This window comes from Pseudomonas sp. NFIX49 (genome assembly GCF_900115915.1).
Lineage (GTDB): Bacteria > Pseudomonadota > Gammaproteobacteria > Pseudomonadales > Pseudomonadaceae > Aquipseudomonas > Aquipseudomonas pharyngis.
In genome coordinates, this window is the sequence record NZ_FOYE01000008.1 from 319301 (window position 1) to 338698 (window position 19398).

The following is a 19398-nucleotide window of genomic DNA, read 5'->3' on the forward strand; positions in this document are numbered from 1 at the left end:
CTTCCGTGCCTGTTCTGCGTCTACCGCTTCTCCCTGCTGCGGCAGGTAAACAGCACTGGGGCAACCTCCCCGGTGCCGCCCTGAGCCTGGCGATTGCCGAGGCTGCCAGCGCTGCCAAGCGCTTCACGCTGCTTTTGACCGCCGACAGCCAGAGTGCCGAACGGCTGGAGCAGGAGCTGAGTTTCTTCGCCCCGGATTTGCCGGTGCTGCATTTCCCCGACTGGGAAACCCTGCCCTACGATCTGTTTTCGCCGCACCAGGACATCATTTCCCAGCGTATTGCCAGCCTTTATAGGCTGCCGGAGCTGGAACATGGCGTGCTGGTGGTGCCGATCACCACCGCCCTGCACCGTCTGGCGCCGACCAAATTCCTGCTCGGCAGCAGCCTGGTGCTGGATGTCGGGCAGAAACTCGATGTCGAGCAGATGCGCTCACGGCTCGAAGCCAGTGGCTATCGCTACGTCGACACGGTCTACGAGCACGGCGAGTTCACCGTACGTGGGGCACTGATCGACCTGTTCCCGATGGGCAGCAAACTGCCTTATCGCATCGATCTGTTCGACGACGAAATCGAAACCCTGCGCACCTTCGATCCGGAAAATCAGCGCTCCATCGACAAAGTCGATTCGGTCAAGCTGCTGCCGGCCAAGGAATTCCCGCTGCAGAAAGACGCGGTCACTCGCTTCAAGGCGCGTTTTCGCGAGCGCTTCGACGTCGACTTCCGTCGCTGCCCGATCTTCCAGGACCTGAGCAGCGGCATCACGCCGGCCGGTATCGAGTACTACCTGCCGCTCTTCTTTGAAGAAACCTCGACCCTGTTCGATTACCTGCCGCAGGACACTCAAGTGTTCTCGCTGCCGGGCATCGAGCAGGCGGCGGAAAACTTCTGGAACGATGTGCGCAACCGTTATGAAGAGCGCCGCGTCGATCCATCCCGTCCTTTATTGCCGCCGGCCGAACTGTTCCTGCCGGTGGAAGACTGCTTCGCCCGCCTGAAGAACTGGCCGCGCGTGGTCGCCAGCCAGCAGGACGTGGAAACTGGCGTCGGCCGCGAGCGCTTCCCGGCGCAGGCATTGCCGAATCTGGCGATCGAAGCCAAGGCTACCCAGCCGTTAGCCGCACTTTCGGCATTCCTCGACGAGTTCCCGGGACGCGTGCTGTTCACTGCCGAATCCGCGGGCCGTCGCGAAGTGCTGCTGGAGTTGCTGGATCGCCTGAAGCTGCGACCGAAAACCGTCGACAGCTGGCCGGACTTCGTCGCGAGCAAGGATCGCCTGGCGATCACCATTGCCCCGCTCGACGAAGGCCTGATGCTGGACGACCCGGCGCTGGCACTGGTTGCGGAAAGTCCGCTGTTCGGCCAGCGCGTGATGCAGCGTCGCCGCCGCGAAAAACGCGCCGACGCCAACAACGATGCAGTGATCAAGAACCTCACCGAGCTGCGCGAAGGCGCGCCGGTGGTGCACATCGACCACGGCGTCGGTCGTTATCTCGGCCTGACGATTCTGGAAATCGACAATCAGGCCGCCGAATTCCTGACCCTCGAATACGCCGAGAACGCCAAGCTCTACGTGCCGGTGGCCAACCTGCATTTGATCGCCCGTTACACCGGCAGCGACGACGCACTGGCCCCGCTGCACCGCCTCGGCTCCGAGACCTGGCAGAAAGCCAAGCGCAAGGCCGCCGAGCAAGTGCGCGACGTGGCTGCCGAACTGCTCGACATCTACGCCCGCCGCGCCGCCCGCGAAGGTTATGCGTTCGCCGACCCGAAGGCCGATTACGCGACCTTCAGCGCCGGTTTCCCGTTCGAAGAAACCCCGGATCAGCAATCCACCATCGAGGCCGTGCGCGAGGACATGCTTTCGCCGAAACCGATGGATCGACTGGTCTGCGGCGATGTGGGTTTCGGCAAGACCGAAGTCGCCATGCGCGCCGCGTTCATCGCCGTGCACGGCGGCAAGCAAGTGGCGATCCTGGTGCCGACCACCCTGCTCGCCCAGCAGCATTACAACAGCTTCCGCGACCGCTTCGCCGACTGGCCGGTGACCGTGGAAGTGATGAGCCGTTTCAAGTCGGCCAAGGAAGTGAACGCTGCGGTGGCCGAACTGGCCGAGGGCAACATCGACATCGTCATCGGCACCCACAAGTTGCTGCAGGACGACGTCAAGATCAAAAACCTCGGGCTGGTGATCATCGACGAAGAGCACCGTTTCGGTGTCCGTCAGAAGGAACAGCTCAAGGCTCTGCGCAGCGAGGTCGACATTCTTACGCTGACCGCCACGCCGATTCCGCGCACGCTGAACATGGCGGTGTCGGGCATGCGCGACCTGTCGATCATCGCCACGCCGCCGGCGCGACGCCTGTCGGTGCGCACCTTCGTCATGGAGCAGAACAAGAGCACGGTCAAAGAGGCCTTGCTGCGTGAGCTGCTGCGCGGTGGACAGGTTTACTACCTGCACAACGACGTGAAGACCATCGAGAAGTGCGCCGCCGAACTGGCCGAACTGGTGCCGGAAGCGCGGATCGGCATCGGCCACGGGCAGATGCGCGAACGCGAACTCGAACAGGTGATGAGCGACTTCTACCACAAGCGCTTCAACGTGCTGATCGCCTCGACCATCATCGAGACCGGCATCGACGTGCCGAGCGCCAACACCATCATCATCGAGCGTGCCGACAAGTTCGGCCTGGCGCAGTTGCACCAGTTGCGCGGTCGCGTTGGTCGTAGTCACCACCAGGCTTACGCCTACTTGCTGACCCCGCCACGCCAGCAAATCACCGGCGATGCGGAAAAACGCCTGGAGGCGATTGCCAATACTCAGGATCTGGGTGCGGGCTTCGTGCTGGCCACCAACGACCTGGAAATCCGTGGAGCCGGCGAACTGCTGGGCGACGGTCAGAGCGGGCAGATTCAGGCTGTCGGCTTCACGCTGTACATGGAAATGCTGGAGCGCGCGGTGAAGTCGATCCGCAAGGGTGAACAGCCGAACCTCGACCAACCGCTCGGCGGTGGCCCGGAAGTCAACCTACGGGTGCCGGCGCTGATTCCGGAAGATTACCTGCCGGACGTGCACGCCCGCCTGATCCTGTACAAGCGCATCGCTTCGGCCACCGATGAAGAAGGCCTGAAAGACCTGCAAGTGGAGATGATCGACCGTTTTGGTCTGCTGCCAGAGCCGACCAAGAATCTGGTACGCATCACGGCGCTGAAATTGCAGGCCGAACAGTTGGGCATCAAGAAAGTCGATGGCGGCCCGCAAGGCGGACGCATCGAGTTCGCGGCGCAGACGCCGGTCGACCCGATGACCCTGATCAAACTGATCCAGAGTCAGCCAAAACGCTACAAATTCGAAGGCGCCACGATGTTCAAGTTCCAGGTGCCGATGGAGCGCCCGGAAGAGCGCTTTAATACTGTGGAGGCGCTGTTCGAGCGCCTCATCCCGAAAACTGCTTGAAGGACGCCGCATGCGCCTGTTTCGCTCATTGACCTTGCTACTGACTCTGGTAGCACCGACGGCGTTTGCCGATGACCTGTATCAGGTCGAAATGATTCTGGTGCGCCAGAACGCCGTCCCGGCGATTGTCAGCCGCGCGGCACCGGAAGACTGGGCGGCGGGCGCCCAGCGGCTGGGCGATGACAGTAAACGCACGCCGGCGCTGAACGACGTTGTGACCAAACTCACCGCCAGCGGCGAGTACAGCGTGCTGATGCACAAAGCCTGGCAGCAGACGCTGGGCGAAACGCCTGCCAAAGTGGCGGTCAGCGAAGGTCAGGAGCAGTTCGGCCAGTTCCCGATCGAAGGCACGATTGAAATGAAGCTCGGGCGCTTCACCGATGTGAACGCCGATTTCTGGGTCAACCAGATCGACGCCAACGGCATGGTCACCGCCAGCGAGCGTCTGAAACAGGACAGCCATACCAAAAATGGCCAACTCAACTACCTCGATAACGGCCACCTGGCCCTGCTGATCAAGATCACTTCACTGACGGCGCCCGCGCCTCGGGAAGCGCCTGAAGCCATTCCGGACTGACTGAAGTCCTTATGTCCCCGCCTCTGAGTAAACCGCTGGCCTCCTCCTGGGTCAGTCGGTTCAAGGAACAAAGCCTGGAGCGTGGCCGCCGCTATGCCCTGGAAAACCGGGTGCGATTCGTGCAGGTCGGCGACGCGACCATTACCGCCAGCTGCGAAGGTTCTGGCGGTAATGTGTACCGTCAGACGATTCATCTGCGCGAGTCGGTCAAAGGCACGCTGCTGATGGTCGACGCCACCTGCACCTGCCCGGTACACAGCAACTGCAAACATTGCGCGGCGGTGTTGCTGCAAGTGCAGGAAACCCTCGAATACCCCGCCGCCGCCAAAGACGCCGAACTGCTGGAAAAACTCCAGGCCGTACTGGAAAACCGCAGCCCGAAAGCGCCGCCGCAAGTGCTGGTGGACAACGTGCAACCGGTGCCGCGTCTGTGGCTGGCCAGCGTCGAGTTCAGCGCATTCGAACCGCGTAACGGCAAAATGCAGCGTTATATCCAGCATCGCGCGGCGCTGTCCTTCAGTTACCTCGACGAATACGTCAGCGGCCAGAAGAACAGCGACATTCTGATTCGCCAGGAAGCGCAGACCCTGCGGGTCAAGCGCCATCCGGACGTCGAGCAAAGCTACCGCGAGCAGTTGCGAATTCTCGGTTTCCGCATCGCCACCCGGCAGAGCAAAGCCCTGCCGGAAAGCGCCGGAGAACTCTACGAGATGGTCAACGACAGCGCCTGGCTGACGTTCACCCTCAACGATCTGCCGAAGCTGCGCACTCAGGGCTGGGAGCTGCTGGTCGATGATGAGTTCGGTTTCGACCTGACTGCCGTGGACGACTGGTACGCCACCGTCGAGCAGACGCCGGAACGCGACTGGTTCGATCTGGAGCTGGGGATCATCGTCAACGGTGAGCGCCTGAGCCTGCTGCCGATCCTGCTCAACCTGATGCGTTCGCACACGGAAATCCTCAACCCGGAACGTCTCGCCCGCCGTCGCGATGATGAACTGATTCTGGTGAACATCCCGCAACGCAACAGCGAGCACGGGCCATTGCAAGTCGCCCTGCCCCTCGGCCGGCTGAAGCCGGTGCTGGCGACCCTTGGCGAGTTTTATATGCAGGAGCCGGGCGAAACCACCCTGCGCCTGAGCAAGGCCGACGCCACGCGCCTGAATTCGCTGGAAGGCATTCCCCTGCTCTGGGAGGGTGGCGAGCAGATTCGCAGCTTCGCCCAGCGCTTGCGCGACATCCGCGATTACAGCGCCAAAGCACCGAAGGGGCTGAATGCGACGCTGCGTCCTTATCAGCTCGAAGGCTTGAGCTGGATGCAGTCGCTGCGGCAACTTGAGGTCGGCGGGATTCTCGCGGACGACATGGGCTTGGGCAAAACCCTACAGACATTGGCGCACATTCTCAGCGAGAAGAACGCCGGACGCCTGGATCGCCCGAGCATGGTGGTAATGCCTACCAGCCTGATTCCCAACTGGCTCGACGAAGCGGCGCACTTCACGCCACAGCTCAAGGTTGTCGCGCTGTACGGCGCCAGTCGTAAAAAGCACTTCGAGCATCTGGCCGATTACGATCTGATCCTCACCACTTATGCGCTGCTGCCCAAGGATGTCGAACGTCTGGCCCAGCAGCCGCTGCACGTGCTGGTGCTGGATGAGGCGCAGTACATCAAGAACCCGAACAGCAAAGCCGCCCAGGCTGCCCGTGAACTCAATGCGCGTCAGCGCCTATGTCTGAGCGGGACGCCGCTGGAAAACCATCTGGGTGAACTGTGGTCACTGTTTCACTTCTTGCTGCCCGGCTGGCTCGGCGACGTCAAAAGCTTCAACGCCGATTACCGCGTGCCGATTGAAAAACGCGCCAGCGATGTCAGACTTCAGCACCTCAACGGTCGGATCAAACCGTTCCTGCTGCGCCGCACCAAGGAGCAGGTTGCGACCGAGCTGCCGCCGAAAACCGAAATCATTCATTGGGTCGAGCTCAACGAAGCGCAGCGCGACGTGTACGAAACCATGCGCCTGGCCATGGATAAAAAGGTTCGCGACGAAATCACCCGTAAAGGCGTGGCGCGCAGTCAGATCATCATTCTCGAGGCGCTGCTCAAGCTGCGTCAGGTCTGTTGCGATTTGCGCCTGGTCAATGACGCCACCCTGCCCGCTCGCGGCAGCACATCAGGCAAGCTCGACAGCCTGATGGAAATGCTCGAGGAGTTGTTTGAGGAAGGCCGGCGGATTCTGCTGTTCTCGCAGTTCACTTCGATGCTGTCACTGATCGAGGATGAACTGAAAAAACGCAACGTCGCCTATGCGCTGTTGACGGGACAGACCCGTGATCGGCGCACACCGGTGAAGGAATTCCAGAGCGGCAAGCGTCAGATCTTTCTCATCAGCCTGAAGGCCGGCGGTGTGGGCCTGAACCTGACGGAAGCGGACACGGTGATTCACTACGATCCGTGGTGGAACCCGGCGACCGAGAATCAGGCAACCGACCGCGCGTATCGCATTGGCCAGGAGAAGCCGGTATTCGTCTACAAGATGATTGCCCGGGGCACGGTCGAGGAGAAGATTCAGCACTTGCAGCGGGAAAAATCCGACCTGGCGGCCGGCGTGCTGGATGGGCGCAAGGCCGGGGACTGGAAGCTGCAGAGTGATGATATCGAGGCGCTGTTTGCGCCGTTGCCGGACAAGTTTGAAAAGCGCTGAGATCTTCGTCGGCTATCAGATCGATTCGCGGGCAAGCCCGCTCCCACAGGTTTAGCGTGACCTCTGTGGGAGCGGGCTTGCCCGCGAAAAGGCTCGACTCGGTTTCGAGCCAGACTCAGCCCTTGAGTACGCGCGCCAACGTCGACTTCACCTTGCCCATGCCATCGTGCAACGCCTGCTCGATCTCGGCCATGGTGATCACTTCAGTGGTCTTGCCCGCAGCCGGGTTCACCACCAGCGACAGACACGCGTAATCCAGATCCAGCTCGCGAGCCAGCGCCGCTTCCGGCATGCCGGTCATGCCGACGATGTCGCAGCCGTCACGCTCCAGTCGCACGATCTCGGCCACGGTTTCCAGACGCGGGCCCTGGGTGCAGGCATAAACGCCTTGATCGCTGTACTCGCACCCTTCCGCAGCCAACGCAGCAATCAATTGCTGACGCAGCGGTTCGCTGTAGGGAAAGCTGAAGTCGATGTGTGTGACATGTTCCAGATCATCGGCGAAATAGGTGTGCTCGCGACCGCTGGTGTAGTCCACGATCTGATGCGGCACGCAGAAATGTCCGGTGCCCATTGCAGGATGAATCCCGCCCACGGCGTTGACCGCGATGATCGCTTCGGCCCCGGCCTGCTTCAACGCCCACAGGTTGGCGCGATAGTTGACCTTGTGCGGCGGGAAGCGATGCGGGTGACCGTGACGAGCGAGGAACAGCACTTCCTTGCCGGCGTATTCGCCAATCTGGACTTCGGCCGATGGCGCCCCGTAAGGCGTATCCACCGCCAGCGACTGGCGAATGCTCAGGCCCTCCAGCTGGGTCAGACCGGTGCCGCCGATGATTGCGTAAACCGTCATAGCGAAAAAATCCTTAATCGATCAGTTGAGCGTCTTTGAGCGCGCCGACAGCGGTCAGCCAGCGCGGATCCTGACGGTATTCGGTATTGGCGAATGCCTGACCGCGCATGCGTGCGATGCGCGGCGACGGCTTGACCTTCATGCGCTGCGCGGCACTCAGGGCCAGCTCGGCAGCTGCGCGGTCGTTGCACACCAGGCCCATGTCGCAACCGGCACTCAGTGCCGCTTCGATACGGCTGGCGGCGTCGCCGACCACGTGGGCGCCGGCCATCGACAGGTCATCGCTGAAGATCACGCCGTCGAACTGCAACTCGCCACGCAGAATGTCCTGCAGCCAGCGCCGGGAGAAACCGGCAGGTTGTGTGTCGACTTGCGGATAAATCACGTGAGCCGGCATGACCGCGGCCAGTTGCTTGCTGAGTCTGGCGAACGGCACCAGGTCGTTGGCGCGGATCTCTTCGAGGCTGCGCTCGTCGTTGGGGATCGCGACGTGGGAGTCGGCTTCCGCCCAGCCATGGCCGGGGAAATGCTTGCCGGTGGCGGCCATGCCCGCGCTGCTCATGCCTTTGATGAAAGCGCCTGCGAGCAGTGCGGCGCGCTCCGGATTGCCTTCGAAAGAACGGGTGCCGACCACGGCGCTGCGCTGGTAATCCAGATCCAGCACCGGCGCGAAGCTCAGGTCGAGTCCGACCGCCAGCACTTCGGTGGCCATAATCCAGCCGCACTGCTCGGCCAGATACTCGGCGTTCGGGTTATCAGCGATGGCGCGCATGGCTGGCAAACGGACGAAGCCCTGACGCAGACGCTGGACGCGACCGCCCTCCTGGTCCACCGCCAGCAGCAAGTCCGGACGAATGGCACGGATCGCCGCGCTCAGCTCGCGCACCTGGCGCGGATGCTCGATGTTGCGGGCGAAGATGATCAGGCCGCCCACTTCGGGCTGGCGCAACAATTGGCGATCTTCGGCCGTCAGCCAGGTACCGGCGACGTCCACCATCAACGAGCCTTGCAGGCCAGCAGTCATAGAAATTCCTTGAAAACGAAAAACCCGTCGCCCACGAAATCACCACCAGGGACATTGCCCGGCGGGTCGGTGATTTCAATGAGAAACGGGTTCAGGACGAGAGTCGACATGGGCGGCTAGCTTAGCGGATGTCAGCTGCCGCGCCCACCCATGGAGGGTTAAACCTTGGCAGGTGCCGGCGCGGATTTGCTCCGTGGCCGCAACTGCGCGGTGGCCATTGCCGTGTCGGTGACGCCGGTTTCGGCACGCATGCCGGCTGCCAGGAACGGCACCATCAGACGCATCACCTGCTCGATGGAGGTGTTGACGCCGAAATCGGTCTCGGCAATCGCACGCAAGGCCTTGATCCCGGACATGCTGAACGCCGCAGCGCCGAGCATGAAGTGCACGCGCCAGAACAGTTCGATCGGAGGAATACGCGGGGCAGCTTCGTTAACCAAGAGCATGTAGCGGCGGAATACCTTGCCGTACATGTCTTCCAGATAACGGCGCAAGTGGCCCTGGCTCTGACTGAAGGCCAGACCGAGCAAACGCATGAAGATCGACAGATCGTTGCCGCTGCGTGGCTGTACCACCAGCGCTTGCTCGACGAGGATTTCCAGCAACTCTTCGAGCGAAGGCTTGTTCTCTGGTTTGGCCTGACGGCGCTCCAGCTCTTTGTCGAGGCTGATGCAGAACGGACCGAGAAAGCGCGAGAAAACCGCCTGGATCAGCGCCTTCTTCGAGCCGAAGTGATAGTTCACCGCAGCGAGGTTGACCCCTGCCTTGCTGGTGATCAGACGCAATGAGGTTTCAGCAAAACCTTTTTCCGCGAACAGCTGTTCTGCAGCATCAAGAATGCGTTCAACGGTTTCCGACTGGGCCATGGCTACTCCGCCTGACAAACACTTGTTTGAAACATACGTTTCAGTCTGTGCCTTGTCAAGCCTGCCGGTTCGTTTTGGGAATGGTCAGTCAGATATTTAACCACAACAAGGACGCCACATTAATCAGGGTCGTCACTGACCGTCCGGCGGCATGGCAAAAACGATCATTGCCAAGACCGCTTCACTGTATATAATCCCAGTCACTGTATAAAAAGACAGAGCGATCAATATGCTTAAGCTGACGCCACGCCAAGCCGAGATTCTGGCCTTTATCAAACGCTGCCTCGAAGACAACGGCTACCCGCCGACCCGTGCGGAAATCGCTCAGGAACTGGGTTTCAAGTCGCCCAACGCGGCCGAAGAGCACCTCAAGGCGCTCGCTCGCAAAGGCGCAATCGAAATGACTCCGGGCGCCTCTCGCGGCATTCGAATTCCAGGTTTCGAAGCCAAGGTCGACGAGTCCACGCTGCCGATCATCGGTCGAGTGGCTGCCGGCGCGCCGATTCTCGCTCAGCAACACATCGAAGAGTCCTGCAACATCAACCCGGCCTTCTTTCATCCGCGCGCCGATTATCTGTTGCGCGTTCATGGCATGAGCATGAAGGACATCGGCATTTTCGATGGTGACCTGCTGGCGGTTCACACCACCCGCGAGGCACGCAACGGTCAGATCGTGGTTGCGCGGATCGGCGATGAAGTCACCGTCAAACGCTTCAAGCGTGACGGCAGTAAAGTCTGGCTGATTGCCGAAAACCCCGAGTTCGCCCCTATCGAAGTCAACCTGAAAGACCAGGAGCTGGTTATCGAAGGCTTGAGTGTCGGCGTCATCCGCCGCTAAAGGAGGCTTTATGCAGTTCCCACACGCACCTCAGCAAACACAACTGCCGTTGTTCGAAGCGTTTCTGGCGCAACCGCTCGCCCCCATCCTCAAGGATGTCGTCGAGCGTCCGTGGAATAACGAACCCGAAGCGTTCAGTGAGCTGTCACTGCGCGGTGCGGCCGGGAACTGTCTGAACCTGCTGGCACCGATTCTTCGCGAATTGAGCGAGGATCAGGACGCACGCTGGCTGACCCTGATTGCACCGCCTGCCAGCCTGACCCAGACCTGGTTGCGGGACGCTGGATTGAATCGCGAACGGATCCTGCTGTTACAACCGCGCGGCGCCCAAAGCGCTCAGCAATTGGCCTGCGAAGCATTACGCCTGGGGCGCAGCCACACGGTCGTCACGTGGCTGAATCCACTGAGCGCAGGGTCACGGCAACAGTTGATCAGCGCCGCCCGCACCGGGGACGCTCAAAGCCTGAACATTCGTTTGGGATGATTCAGCAACAATGCGCGCCACGTAAAGCGCAGGGCTTCTCCAGGGATAGAGAAGCCGATCTGGAGCAGTAACTGGGAGACAGCGGATCAATGAAGAACCCGCGGCCCCTCATCCTTATCGAATTCTCCCTCAACCATACGCCCCGCCATTTGCACGCCGACACTCAACATCGCTTTGGCAATTTCAACGTGCTGGCCCTGCAGAAACGCCTTGGCATCCTCGGAGAAATCCAGAGTCACCAGAGAACCCTCGTCCTCGGCCCTGCGCAGTTCGATTCGGCCGTCTGGTAGCTCGACAATTTCTAGAAAGGACGTTGGCATATAGGTCTGATCTCCACGAAAGGCAGGGATTATATAGACATCATTCAGGCTTCGCTCGGGATCTTGACCAGCAGCACGCCTCTCGTCGCCGCCAGTACACAGCTCCTCAGCACTCGTTCAAGCCTTCACGGAAACGGATAGCCAGCCCCTTGAGGTTCTGCCGCCAGCTCTCGAGCTCTTCACGGCTCAACTCTTCAACCACCTCTTCTTCATCCAGATTCACTGCCTGAATCAATGGCTGCGTCACATCGCCCTTCGGCTTATGTGGAACGCGTGGCGGCTGAAACAGCGCCGAGTGCGCGGCCAGCAATTTAGCCAGCCAGGTCTCCGGATTGCCCGCCAGCTCAATCATCTCCGCCAGCTCAGGAATGGCAATCGATTCCAGCACTTCGCGGGTCAGCAAGGTTTCCGCTTGCGACGCATTGGCTTGCGGCAGACGATAGAAGCCGGCGATTTCATGACACAGCCCCAACAACGCACCGTAGAGATGAAACAGTGCGGATTCGCGCCCGGCCTGAATCAGCGCCAGCGAGTTCATCGCCCGCCCCTCTTCGGCCCTGGCCAGCGCTTCCAGCGACAAACCCGCGAAATAGATCTTCTGATTGGTACGGGTATAGAGTTCGTGGGCCATGTCGGCACTCTCCACAACGAAATAATTGCTTCACACAGGCCGGACAGTGTCATGGATCAGCCGATGCGATCGCAAGCTTTAAACAAAAAGGCCACATGAAAACCCGAAGGTTGTCATGCGGCCTTTTGTCGTGTTGGGCCGATAACATCAGCCCATCGCAAGGTCGGAGTCAGCTCAAGCCTTGGCTTTCGCCGGACGCTTGTCCTCGACCGTCCACTTGCCACCGTCGAAGAACGCTTTCCAGCCAGTCGGTTTGCCGTCGACTTCGGTCTGAACGTATTGCTCCTTGGTCTTGCGGCTGTAGCGGATCACGGCTGGCAAGCCATCCGGATCCTTCTGCGGCGCTTCGCACAGGAAATGATACTTCGGATCGATTTCGTCCTTGTGCGGCAGAATCTCGATCACCAGCGGAGCACGGGTCTCGCGGTTTTTCGGGAACTGACTGGCCGCCAGAAACAGGCCGGACGCACCGTCACGCAGGATGTAGGTGTCGTTGACCTTTTCGCATTTCAGCTCCGGCATCTTCACCGGATCCATCTTCGGCGGCGCCGCATCGCCGCTCTTCAGCAGCTTGCGGGTGTTCTTGCACGTCGGGTTGGTGCAACCGAAGAATTTGCCGAAACGGCCGGTCTTGAGCTGCATCTCGCTGCCGCACTTGTCGCATTCCAGGCTCGGACCTTCGTAGCCCTTGATGCGATAGCTGCCTTCTTCGATTTCGTAGCCGGCGCAATCCGGATTGTTACCGCAGATGTGCAGCTTGCGCTTCTCGTCGAGCAGGTAGGCGTCCATCGCCGTGCTGCAGATCGGGCAGCGATGCTTGCCGCGCAGTACCAGGGATTCCGACTCGCCCTCGTCGTCCGCCGCGATTTCATCGCCCGGCACCAGGTTGACGGTGGCCTTGCAGCGTTCTTTCGGCGGCAGGCTGTAGCCCGAGCAGCCGAGGAACACGCCAGTCGAGGCAGTACGAATCTGCATTGGACGGCCGCAGGTGGTGCAAGGAATATCGGTCATTACCGGCTGGTTGGCACGCATGCCGGCTTCCGGATTCTCCGCCACTTCGAGTTTTTTCTTGAAGTCGCCGTAGAACTCGTCCAGCACGTTTTTCCAGTCGCGTTCGCCCTGGGCCACGTCATCGAGGTTCTCTTCCATGCCGGCGGTGAAGCCGTAGTCCATGAGGTTCGAGAAGCTTTCCGACAGACGTTCGGTAACGATGTCGCCCATCTTTTCCGAATAGAAACGACGGTTGTGCAGGGTCACGTAGCCGCGATCCTGAATGGTCGAGATGATCGCCGCATAGGTCGAAGGACGGCCGATGCCGCGCTTTTCCATTTCCTTCACCAGGCTGGCTTCCGAATAACGGGCCGGTGGCTTGGTGAAGTGCTGGGACGGATCAAGCTTGATCAGCTTCATCGCGTCGCCCTGCGCCATGTCCGGCAGAACGTCGTCATCGCCAGGCTTGGTGATTTGCGGCAGCACGCGGGTGTAACCGTCGAACTTCAGGATGCGGCCCTTGGCGCGCAGCTCGAAGTCACCGGCAGCGACGCTGACGGTGGTCGACAGGTATTGCGCCGGCAGCATCTGGCAAGCCAGGAACTGGCGCCAGATCAGCTCGTAGAGGCGCTCAGCGTCACGCTCCATGCCGGCCAGCTTGCTTGGCGTGGTGTTGGCGTCGGAAGGACGAATCGCTTCGTGAGCCTCTTGTGCGCCTTCCTTGCTGCTGTAGACGTTTGGCGACTCCGGCAGGTACTTCTTGCCGAATTCGGTTTCGATGTAATCGCGCGCCATCGCCACGGCATCCGCCGAGAGGTTGGTCGAGTCGGTACGCATATAAGTGATGTAGCCGGCTTCGTACAGACGCTGGGCCATCATCATGGTTTTCTTCACACCGAAGCCCAGGCGGTTGCTCGCGGCCTGTTGCAGTGTGGAGGTGATGAACGGTGCCGACGGCTTGCTACTGGTCGGCTTGTCTTCACGTTTGACGATGCTGTAGCTGGAGGATTTGAGTTTCTCCAGCGCGGCCTTCGCCTGCGCTTCGTTCAGCGGCTTGAAGGCCTCGCCTTTTTCGCGAGCGACTTCGAAACGCACGGTCGAGCCTTTGGCGGTGCCGAGATCGGCGTGCACTTCCCAGTACTCTTCCGGGTTGAACGCACGAATCTCACGCTCACGCTCTACCACCAGTTTCACGGCAACCGATTGCACGCGACCGGCGGACAAGCCACGGGCGATCTTCGCCCACAACAGCGGCGAGACCATATAGCCGACGACGCGGTCGAGGAAGCGACGGGCCTGCTGCGCGTTCACTCGATCGATGTCGAGCTCGCCCGGCTCCGAGAAGGCTTCCTGAATCGCCTTCTTGGTGATTTCGTTGAACACCACGCGCTTGTAGCGGCTGTCGTCACCACCGATGGCTTCGCGCAGGTGCCAGGCAATGGCTTCCCCCTCGCGGTCCAAGTCGGTTGCGAGATAGATGGTGTCAGCATCCTTGGCGAGCCGGCGCAGCTCTTCGATGACCTTTTCCTTGCCCGGGAGGATCTCGTACTTGGCTTTCCAGCCGTGTTCAGGATCGACTCCCATCCGCGAGACCAGCTGCTTGCGCGCCTTCTCTTTCGGCGACAGCGCTGGCGCTTCGCCCGCAGCAGCTTTCCCGCGCTTGGCGGCTGGCTCCTTGCTGGCGCTAGCCGAACCGCTGGTGGGCAGGTCTCGGATATGGCCGATACTCGACTTCACCACGTATTGGTTGCCCAGATACTTGTTGATGGTCTTGGCCTTAGCCGGGGATTCCACAATGACCAGCGATTTGCCCATGGATCAGAAAATTCCTGAATTCTAGAAGTGAAAGGCGGTTGGCGCCTGACGCGGCACCGCTATATATAGTGGCTACAAGGTGAGGTCAAGCGCAGGGTTTTGCGCGCACTCGCCTTACGGCTTCGAAAAAAGGCTCGGTTCGGCTTGCACCAAAGCAAAGCGTGGGACCTGCTCGCCGTCAACCTCGACGGACTCCAGGAACATGCTCAAGGGACGTACCCAAAAGCCGTAATCGCCATACAGGGCTTGGTAAAAGACCACTTCTTCTTCGGTCTCGGAATGCCGCGCGACACTGAATACGCGGTACTGGGGACCTTTGTAATGTTGGTAGAGCCCAGGTTGTATCGGCATGCTTCGGCCCTCACTCAAATTTTTTCAAAATAAAAACAAAATAAATCCGCAAAAACAAAAACCGGGGCACTTGGCCCCGGCTTCCATCGACGAGACGCTTAAACGCGTTCGAAGACGGTGGAGATGCCTTGGCCGAGGCCAATGCACATGGTGGCCACCCCGAAGGTGCCGCCATTCTGCTTCATCACGTTCAGCAAAGTGCCGGAAATACGGGCACCGGAGCAACCGAACGGGTGACCCAGGGCGATCGCGCCGCCGTGCAGGTTAACCTTCTCATTCATCTTGTCGAGCACTTTCAGGTCTTTCAGCACTGGCAGGGCCTGTGCGGCGAACGCTTCGTTGAGCTCGAAGAAGTCGATATCGTTGATACCCAGGCCGGCACGCTTCAGTGCTTTCTGAGTAGCCGGTACCGGACCATAGCCCATGATGGCCGGGTCCACACCCGCTACCGCCATCGAGCGAATCACGGCCAGAGGCTGGATGCCCAGGTCCTGTGCACGCTGCGCCGACATCACGATCATGCACGAAGCACCATCGGTGATCTGCGACGAAGTACCGGCCGTCACGGTGCCGCCCTTTGGATTGAACGCCGGCTTCAAAGCCGCCAGACTTTCCAGGGTGGTTTCCGGACGAATGGTTTCGTCGTAGTCGAAGGTTTTCAGGAAACCGTTCTCGTCGTAACCCTGCATCGGGATGATTTCGTCCTTGAACTTGCCTTCCACAGTCGCCTTGTGGGCCAACTGGTGGGAACGCACGCCAAAGGCGTCCTGCTGTTCGCGAGTGATGCCGTGCATTTTGCCCAGCATTTCAGCGGTCAGGCCCATCATGCCCGAGGCTTTCGCCGCGTACAGGGACATGTGCGGGTTCGGATCGACACCGTGCATCATGCTTACGTGACCCATATGCTCGACGCCACCAACCACGAACACGTCACCGTTGCCGGTCATGATCGCTTGCGCAGCGGTGTGCAGCGCGCTCATCGACGAGCCGCACAGACGGCTGACAGTCTGGCCGGCCGAAGTGTGCGGGATCTGGGTCATCAGCGACGCCATACGCGCGATGTTCCAGCCTTGTTCCAGGGTCTGGTTCACACAGCCCCAGATCACGTCCTCGACTTCGGCAGGATCGACCCTGGTGTTGCGTTCCAGCAGTTTGCTGATCAGGTGCGCCGACATGTCTTCGGCGCGGGTGTTGCGGTGCATGCCGCCCTTGGAGCGGCCCATCGGAGTACGACCGAAGTCGACAATCACGACGTCTCTAGGATTCAAGCTCATAAGTTCACTCTCACTCTAGTTGGGGGCGCTTAACCGAAGAAGCTCTGGCCGTTCTTGGCCATTTCGCGCAGCTTCGCGGTCGGGTGGTACAGCGCGCCCAAATCAGCGTACTGGTCGGCCAGGGCAACGAACTCGGCAACACCGATCGAATCGATGTAGCGCAGCGCACCGCCACGGAATGGAGGGAAACCAATACCGTAGACCAGACCCATGTCGGCTTCGGCGGCGGTTTCGACGATGCCGTCTTCCAGGCAACGCACGGTTTCCAGGCACAGCGGGATCATCATCCAATTGATGATGTCTTCGTCAGTGACTTCGCGCTGCTCGTAGACGATCGGCTTGAGCACTTCCAGTACCGACGGATCGGCGACTTTCTTCTGCTTGCCTTTCTTGTCGGCTTCGTAGGCATAGAAGCCCTTACCGTTCTTTTGACCGAGACGCTTGGCTTCGTAAAGCACGTCGATGGCCGAACGACGATCGTCCTTCATGCGGTCAGGGAAGCCTTCAGCCATTACGTCACGACCGTGGTGACCGGTGTCGATACCGACCACGTCCATCAGGTACGCCGGGCCCATCGGCCAGCCGAATTTTTCCATGATCTTGTCGATACGGACGAAGTCCACGCCGGCGCTGACCAGCTTGGCGAAACCGCCGAAGTACGGGAACAGGACGCGGTTGACCAGGAAGCCCGGGCAGTCATTGACGACGATCGGGTTCTTGCCCATTTTCTTGGCGTAGGCAACGGTGGTGGCGATGGCCTGCTCGCTGGATTTCTCGCCACGGATTACTTCCACCAGCGGCATCATGTGCACCGGGTTGAAGAAGTGCATGCCGACGAAGTTTTCCGGACGCTTGAGGGCCTTGGCCAGCAGGCTGATGGAAATGGTCGAGGTGTTGGACGCGAGGATGGTGTCCTCTTTGACCTTGTCTTCGACTTCCGCCAGAACGGCTTGCTTGACCTTCGGGTTCTCGACCACGGCCTCAACGACCAGGTCGACGTGACCGAAATCGCCGTAGGACAGCGTAGGACGAATGCCGTTGAGCACTTCAGCCATCTTCGCGGCAGTCATGCGGCCTTTATCAACGCGACCGACCAGCAGCTTGGCGGCTTCCGCCAGACCTTGCTCGATGCCGTGCTCGTTGATGTCCTTCATCAGGATCGGCGTACCTTTGGAAGCCGACTGATAGGCGATACCGCCACCCATGATGCCGGCGCCCAGTACGGCAGCCTGCTTCACGTCCTTGGCTATTTCGTCGTAGGCCTTGGCCTTTTTCTTCAGTTCCTGATCGTTCAGGAACAGACCGATCAAGCTCTGCGCGGCAGAGGTCTTGGCCAGTTTCACGAAACCTGCAGCTTCGACTTCCAGCGCCTTGTCGCGACCGAAGTTCGCGGCTTTCTGGATGGTCTTGATCGCTTCGACCGGGGCCGGGTAGTTCGGACCGGCCTGGCCAGCCACGAAACCTTTGGCGGTTTCGAAAGCCATCATTTGTTCAATGGCGTTCAGCTTGAGCTTTTCCAGCTTCGGCTGGCGCTTGGCCTTGTAGTCGAACTCGCCGGAAATGGCGCGCTTGATCAGTTCAAGGGCAGCATCCTGCAGTTTTTCCGGGGCAACCACGGCATCGACGGCGCCGACTTTCAGCGCGTCTTCAGGACGGTTTTCCTTGCCGGCGGCAATCCACTCGATGGCGTTGTCGGCACCGATCAGACGCGGCAGACGCACGGTACCACCGAAGCCCGGGTAGATGCCCAGCTTGACTTCCGGCAGACCGATCTTGGCCTTGGTCGACATGACGCGGTAGTCCGCTGCCAGGCACATTTCCAGACCGCCACCCAGAGCAATGCCATTGATTGCGGCGACGGTCGGAACGTTGAGGTCTTCGAAATCGCTGAAGATCTTGTTGGCTTCGAGATTGCCAGCAACCAGCTCGGCATCCGGCAGCTTGAAGTTGTCGACAAATTCGGTGATGTCGGCGCCGACGATGAACACGTCCTTGCCACTGCTGACGATCACGCCCTTGATCGAAGCATCTGCCTTGATGGTGTCTACGGCCTGACGCAGTTCGTTCAGGGTAAGACGGTTGAACTTGTTGACGGACTCACCCTTGAGGTCGAATTTCAATTCGACGATGCCACTTTCAAGAGCTTTAACCGTGATGGCTTTACCTTCGTAAATCATCAACTGATCTCCACGATATGGAAGCTGAACAGTACACGTCGGACGCAGGCAAATGGCTCGGCAGGACGTTTTTTCGTCGATGCTGACACCCATCCACCCGGCACACCCGCCAACGCGATAGTCGGGATTCTGTAGGAGCAGTCTGCAATACAAACGCTCAATTCATACGCCCGTTTGATTTGGGTACGCCACCTTCACGGAATTTCCGACAATTGTCAATCGCCCAAAATACGGGTTGAAATGCGACTTTGCGGTCATTTCTGTAGGACGCAGCCCGGCCACACACGCTTGCATGTGAGGGCATTCATAAGATTAATAGTTAGAAAAGTCGCCCTAATTCACGGCACGCCTTGTTTAACAGGCTACGCTGGCTGGACTACGAAGGAAAACAGGCGCACGTTTGTTGACCGGATCACCCGATTCAACGCCAAAAAGACTTTCCGGCCTGCCTGGCCAACCCCGCCCGATGAATCATGTCGGGCTTTTTATTGCTCGTCTGCCGGACATTTCGCGCCGTTGCAGCGCGAAAATTCCGCGAGTCATGCCAGCGCCTTCAGCGTGGCATCAATGTCCAGCAAAACCGATGATTCACCCTTCTCGCCCCAATAGAGGGCGATCATCTGCTTGTCCGCCTCGACCTTGAAAACGTTGCCCGGCAATTTTTCGAAATGATTCAGCAACAGCGGATCTTCGCAGACTTCCTGCCACTGGTTGACCCAGATCCCCGGGGATTTCTGCCAGTACGTCCAGCACGCCGGCTGTTTGCCACGGCGTGGCCGATGGTATTGCGCACACGGGCTAGGCGGCTCCTGAGACATCCAGTGCGGCCACTCCTGAGGCGCAAGCTGCATGGCCAGCCCGATGCGCCGGGCCTCCGCGCGCAGGGCTATCCGGCCAGTCTGGGCACGGGACGGACGCAACCATGCCAGCGGACTCAACACCACCAGCAGGATTGACACCACCAGCCAGACCGTCATATCTCTACTCCCGAATCCTGATGAGCCCATTGCGTCACTTTGGAACCAATGCGCTTGAAACCAG

Annotated in this window: 15 protein-coding genes; 5 read left to right on the top strand and 10 right to left on the bottom strand. The window is 59.9% G+C overall.

What is annotated here, in order from left to right; translation table 11 throughout:
* The first annotated feature begins 5 nt into the window (after positions 1-5).
* The 3 genes from mfd to BMZ46_RS23565 are packed head-to-tail and all read left to right on the top strand — an operon-like array spanning position 6 to position 6734.
* Positions 6-3455 (top strand): transcription-repair coupling factor, encoded by a 3450-nt coding sequence (gene mfd / locus BMZ46_RS23555; RefSeq protein WP_074689241.1) that lies wholly within the window; start codon positions 6-8, stop codon positions 3453-3455.
* Positions 3456-3465: 10 nt separating this feature from the next.
* Entirely contained in the window at positions 3466-4032 is a 567-nt protein-coding gene (locus tag BMZ46_RS23560) for a CsiV family protein (protein WP_074689243.1), read from the top strand.
* An 11-nt stretch (positions 4033-4043) separates the two neighbouring features.
* Positions 4044-6734, top strand: a complete 2691-nt coding sequence (locus BMZ46_RS23565) for a DEAD/DEAH box helicase (RefSeq protein ID WP_074689245.1) — start codon at positions 4044-4046, stop codon at positions 6732-6734.
* 115 nt (positions 6735-6849) lie between these two features.
* On the opposite strand, the gene BMZ46_RS23570 is transcribed toward BMZ46_RS23565, so the two are convergent.
* From BMZ46_RS23570 to BMZ46_RS23580, 3 genes are all read right to left on the bottom strand, one after another.
* Positions 6850-7587 carry an S-methyl-5'-thioinosine phosphorylase gene (locus BMZ46_RS23570; protein ID WP_007953033.1) on the bottom strand — a complete coding sequence of 246 codons (738 nt, stop codon included), beginning with the start codon at positions 7585-7587 and terminating at the stop codon, positions 6850-6852.
* Positions 7588-7600: 13 nt separating this feature from the next.
* Positions 7601-8599: a beta-N-acetylhexosaminidase gene (gene nagZ, locus BMZ46_RS23575; protein WP_170844907.1), complete on the bottom strand. Its 999-nt coding sequence runs from the start codon at positions 8597-8599 to the stop codon at positions 7601-7603.
* A 170-nt stretch (positions 8600-8769) separates the two neighbouring features.
* Positions 8770-9477, bottom strand: coding sequence for a TetR/AcrR family transcriptional regulator (locus tag BMZ46_RS23580; RefSeq protein WP_007953037.1), 708 nt, complete (start codon positions 9475-9477; stop codon positions 8770-8772).
* A gap of 229 nt (positions 9478-9706) precedes the next feature.
* Here BMZ46_RS23580 and lexA point away from each other — a divergent pair, with 229 nt between their 5' ends.
* Both lexA and sulA read left to right on the top strand, forming a co-directional pair.
* Positions 9707-10315, top strand: a complete 609-nt coding sequence (gene lexA, locus BMZ46_RS23585; RefSeq protein ID WP_007953044.1) for a transcriptional repressor LexA — start codon at positions 9707-9709, stop codon at positions 10313-10315.
* Positions 10316-10325: 10 nt separating this feature from the next.
* Positions 10326-10799 (top strand): SOS-induced cell division inhibitor SulA, encoded by a 474-nt coding sequence (gene sulA, locus BMZ46_RS23590; RefSeq protein WP_039772796.1) that lies wholly within the window; start codon positions 10326-10328, stop codon positions 10797-10799.
* An 86-nt stretch (positions 10800-10885) separates the two neighbouring features.
* Here sulA and BMZ46_RS23595 read toward each other — a convergent pair whose 3' ends face one another.
* The 7 genes from BMZ46_RS23595 to BMZ46_RS23630 all read right to left on the bottom strand — a co-directional run bounded on the left by BMZ46_RS23595 (position 10886) and on the right by BMZ46_RS23630 (position 19334).
* Positions 10886-11119 (bottom strand): hypothetical protein, encoded by a 234-nt coding sequence (locus BMZ46_RS23595; protein WP_007953047.1) that lies wholly within the window; start codon positions 11117-11119, stop codon positions 10886-10888.
* Between the two features lie 106 nt (positions 11120-11225).
* On the bottom strand, positions 11226-11750 hold the full coding sequence (locus BMZ46_RS23600) for a DUF6586 family protein (protein ID WP_039772797.1): 525 nt from the start codon (positions 11748-11750) through the stop codon (positions 11226-11228).
* A 174-nt stretch (positions 11751-11924) separates the two neighbouring features.
* Positions 11925-14555: a type I DNA topoisomerase gene (gene topA, locus BMZ46_RS23605; protein ID WP_074689247.1), complete on the bottom strand. Its 2631-nt coding sequence runs from the start codon at positions 14553-14555 to the stop codon at positions 11925-11927.
* Positions 14556-14669: 114 nt separating this feature from the next.
* Positions 14670-14906: a DUF1653 domain-containing protein gene (locus BMZ46_RS23610; protein WP_007953059.1), complete on the bottom strand. Its 237-nt coding sequence runs from the start codon at positions 14904-14906 to the stop codon at positions 14670-14672.
* A gap of 98 nt (positions 14907-15004) precedes the next feature.
* The gene (fadA, locus tag BMZ46_RS23615; RefSeq protein ID WP_074689249.1) at positions 15005-16180 is read right to left on the bottom strand and encodes an acetyl-CoA C-acyltransferase FadA; all 1176 of its coding nucleotides are present in this window, start codon (positions 16178-16180) and stop codon (positions 15005-15007) included.
* A 29-nt stretch (positions 16181-16209) separates the two neighbouring features.
* Positions 16210-18357: a fatty acid oxidation complex subunit alpha FadB gene (fadB, locus tag BMZ46_RS23620; RefSeq protein WP_074689251.1), complete on the bottom strand. Its 2148-nt coding sequence runs from the start codon at positions 18355-18357 to the stop codon at positions 16210-16212.
* Positions 18358-18896: 539 nt separating this feature from the next.
* A complete protein-coding gene (locus BMZ46_RS23630; RefSeq protein WP_039772800.1) occupies positions 18897-19334 on the bottom strand; it encodes a hypothetical protein in 438 nt (145 codons plus the stop codon).
* Positions 19335-19398 lie beyond the last annotated feature (64 nt).

Coding starts and splice junctions, on each gene's coding strand:
- BMZ46_RS23565 (WP_074689245.1), top strand. CDS start 4,044: ATGTCCCCGCCTCTGAGTAAACCGCTGGCCTCCTCCTGGGTCAGTCGG.
- BMZ46_RS23595 (WP_007953047.1), bottom strand. CDS start 11,119: ATGCCAACGTCCTTTCTAGAAATTGTCGAGCTACCAGACGGCCGAATC.
- BMZ46_RS23560 (WP_074689243.1), top strand. CDS start 3,466: ATGCGCCTGTTTCGCTCATTGACCTTGCTACTGACTCTGGTAGCACCG.
- BMZ46_RS23580 (WP_007953037.1), bottom strand. CDS start 9,477: ATGGCCCAGTCGGAAACCGTTGAACGCATTCTTGATGCTGCAGAACAG.
- fadB (WP_074689251.1), bottom strand. CDS start 18,357: ATGATTTACGAAGGTAAAGCCATCACGGTTAAAGCTCTTGAAAGTGGC.
- BMZ46_RS23610 (WP_007953059.1), bottom strand. CDS start 14,906: ATGCCGATACAACCTGGGCTCTACCAACATTACAAAGGTCCCCAGTAC.
- sulA (WP_039772796.1), top strand. CDS start 10,326: ATGCAGTTCCCACACGCACCTCAGCAAACACAACTGCCGTTGTTCGAA.
- topA (WP_074689247.1), bottom strand. CDS start 14,555: ATGGGCAAATCGCTGGTCATTGTGGAATCCCCGGCTAAGGCCAAGACC.
- fadA (WP_074689249.1), bottom strand. CDS start 16,180: ATGAGCTTGAATCCTAGAGACGTCGTGATTGTCGACTTCGGTCGTACT.
- lexA (WP_007953044.1), top strand. CDS start 9,707: ATGCTTAAGCTGACGCCACGCCAAGCCGAGATTCTGGCCTTTATCAAA.
- BMZ46_RS23600 (WP_039772797.1), bottom strand. CDS start 11,750: ATGGCCCACGAACTCTATACCCGTACCAATCAGAAGATCTATTTCGCG.
- BMZ46_RS23630 (WP_039772800.1), bottom strand. CDS start 19,334: ATGACGGTCTGGCTGGTGGTGTCAATCCTGCTGGTGGTGTTGAGTCCG.
- BMZ46_RS23570 (WP_007953033.1), bottom strand. CDS start 7,587: ATGACGGTTTACGCAATCATCGGCGGCACCGGTCTGACCCAGCTGGAG.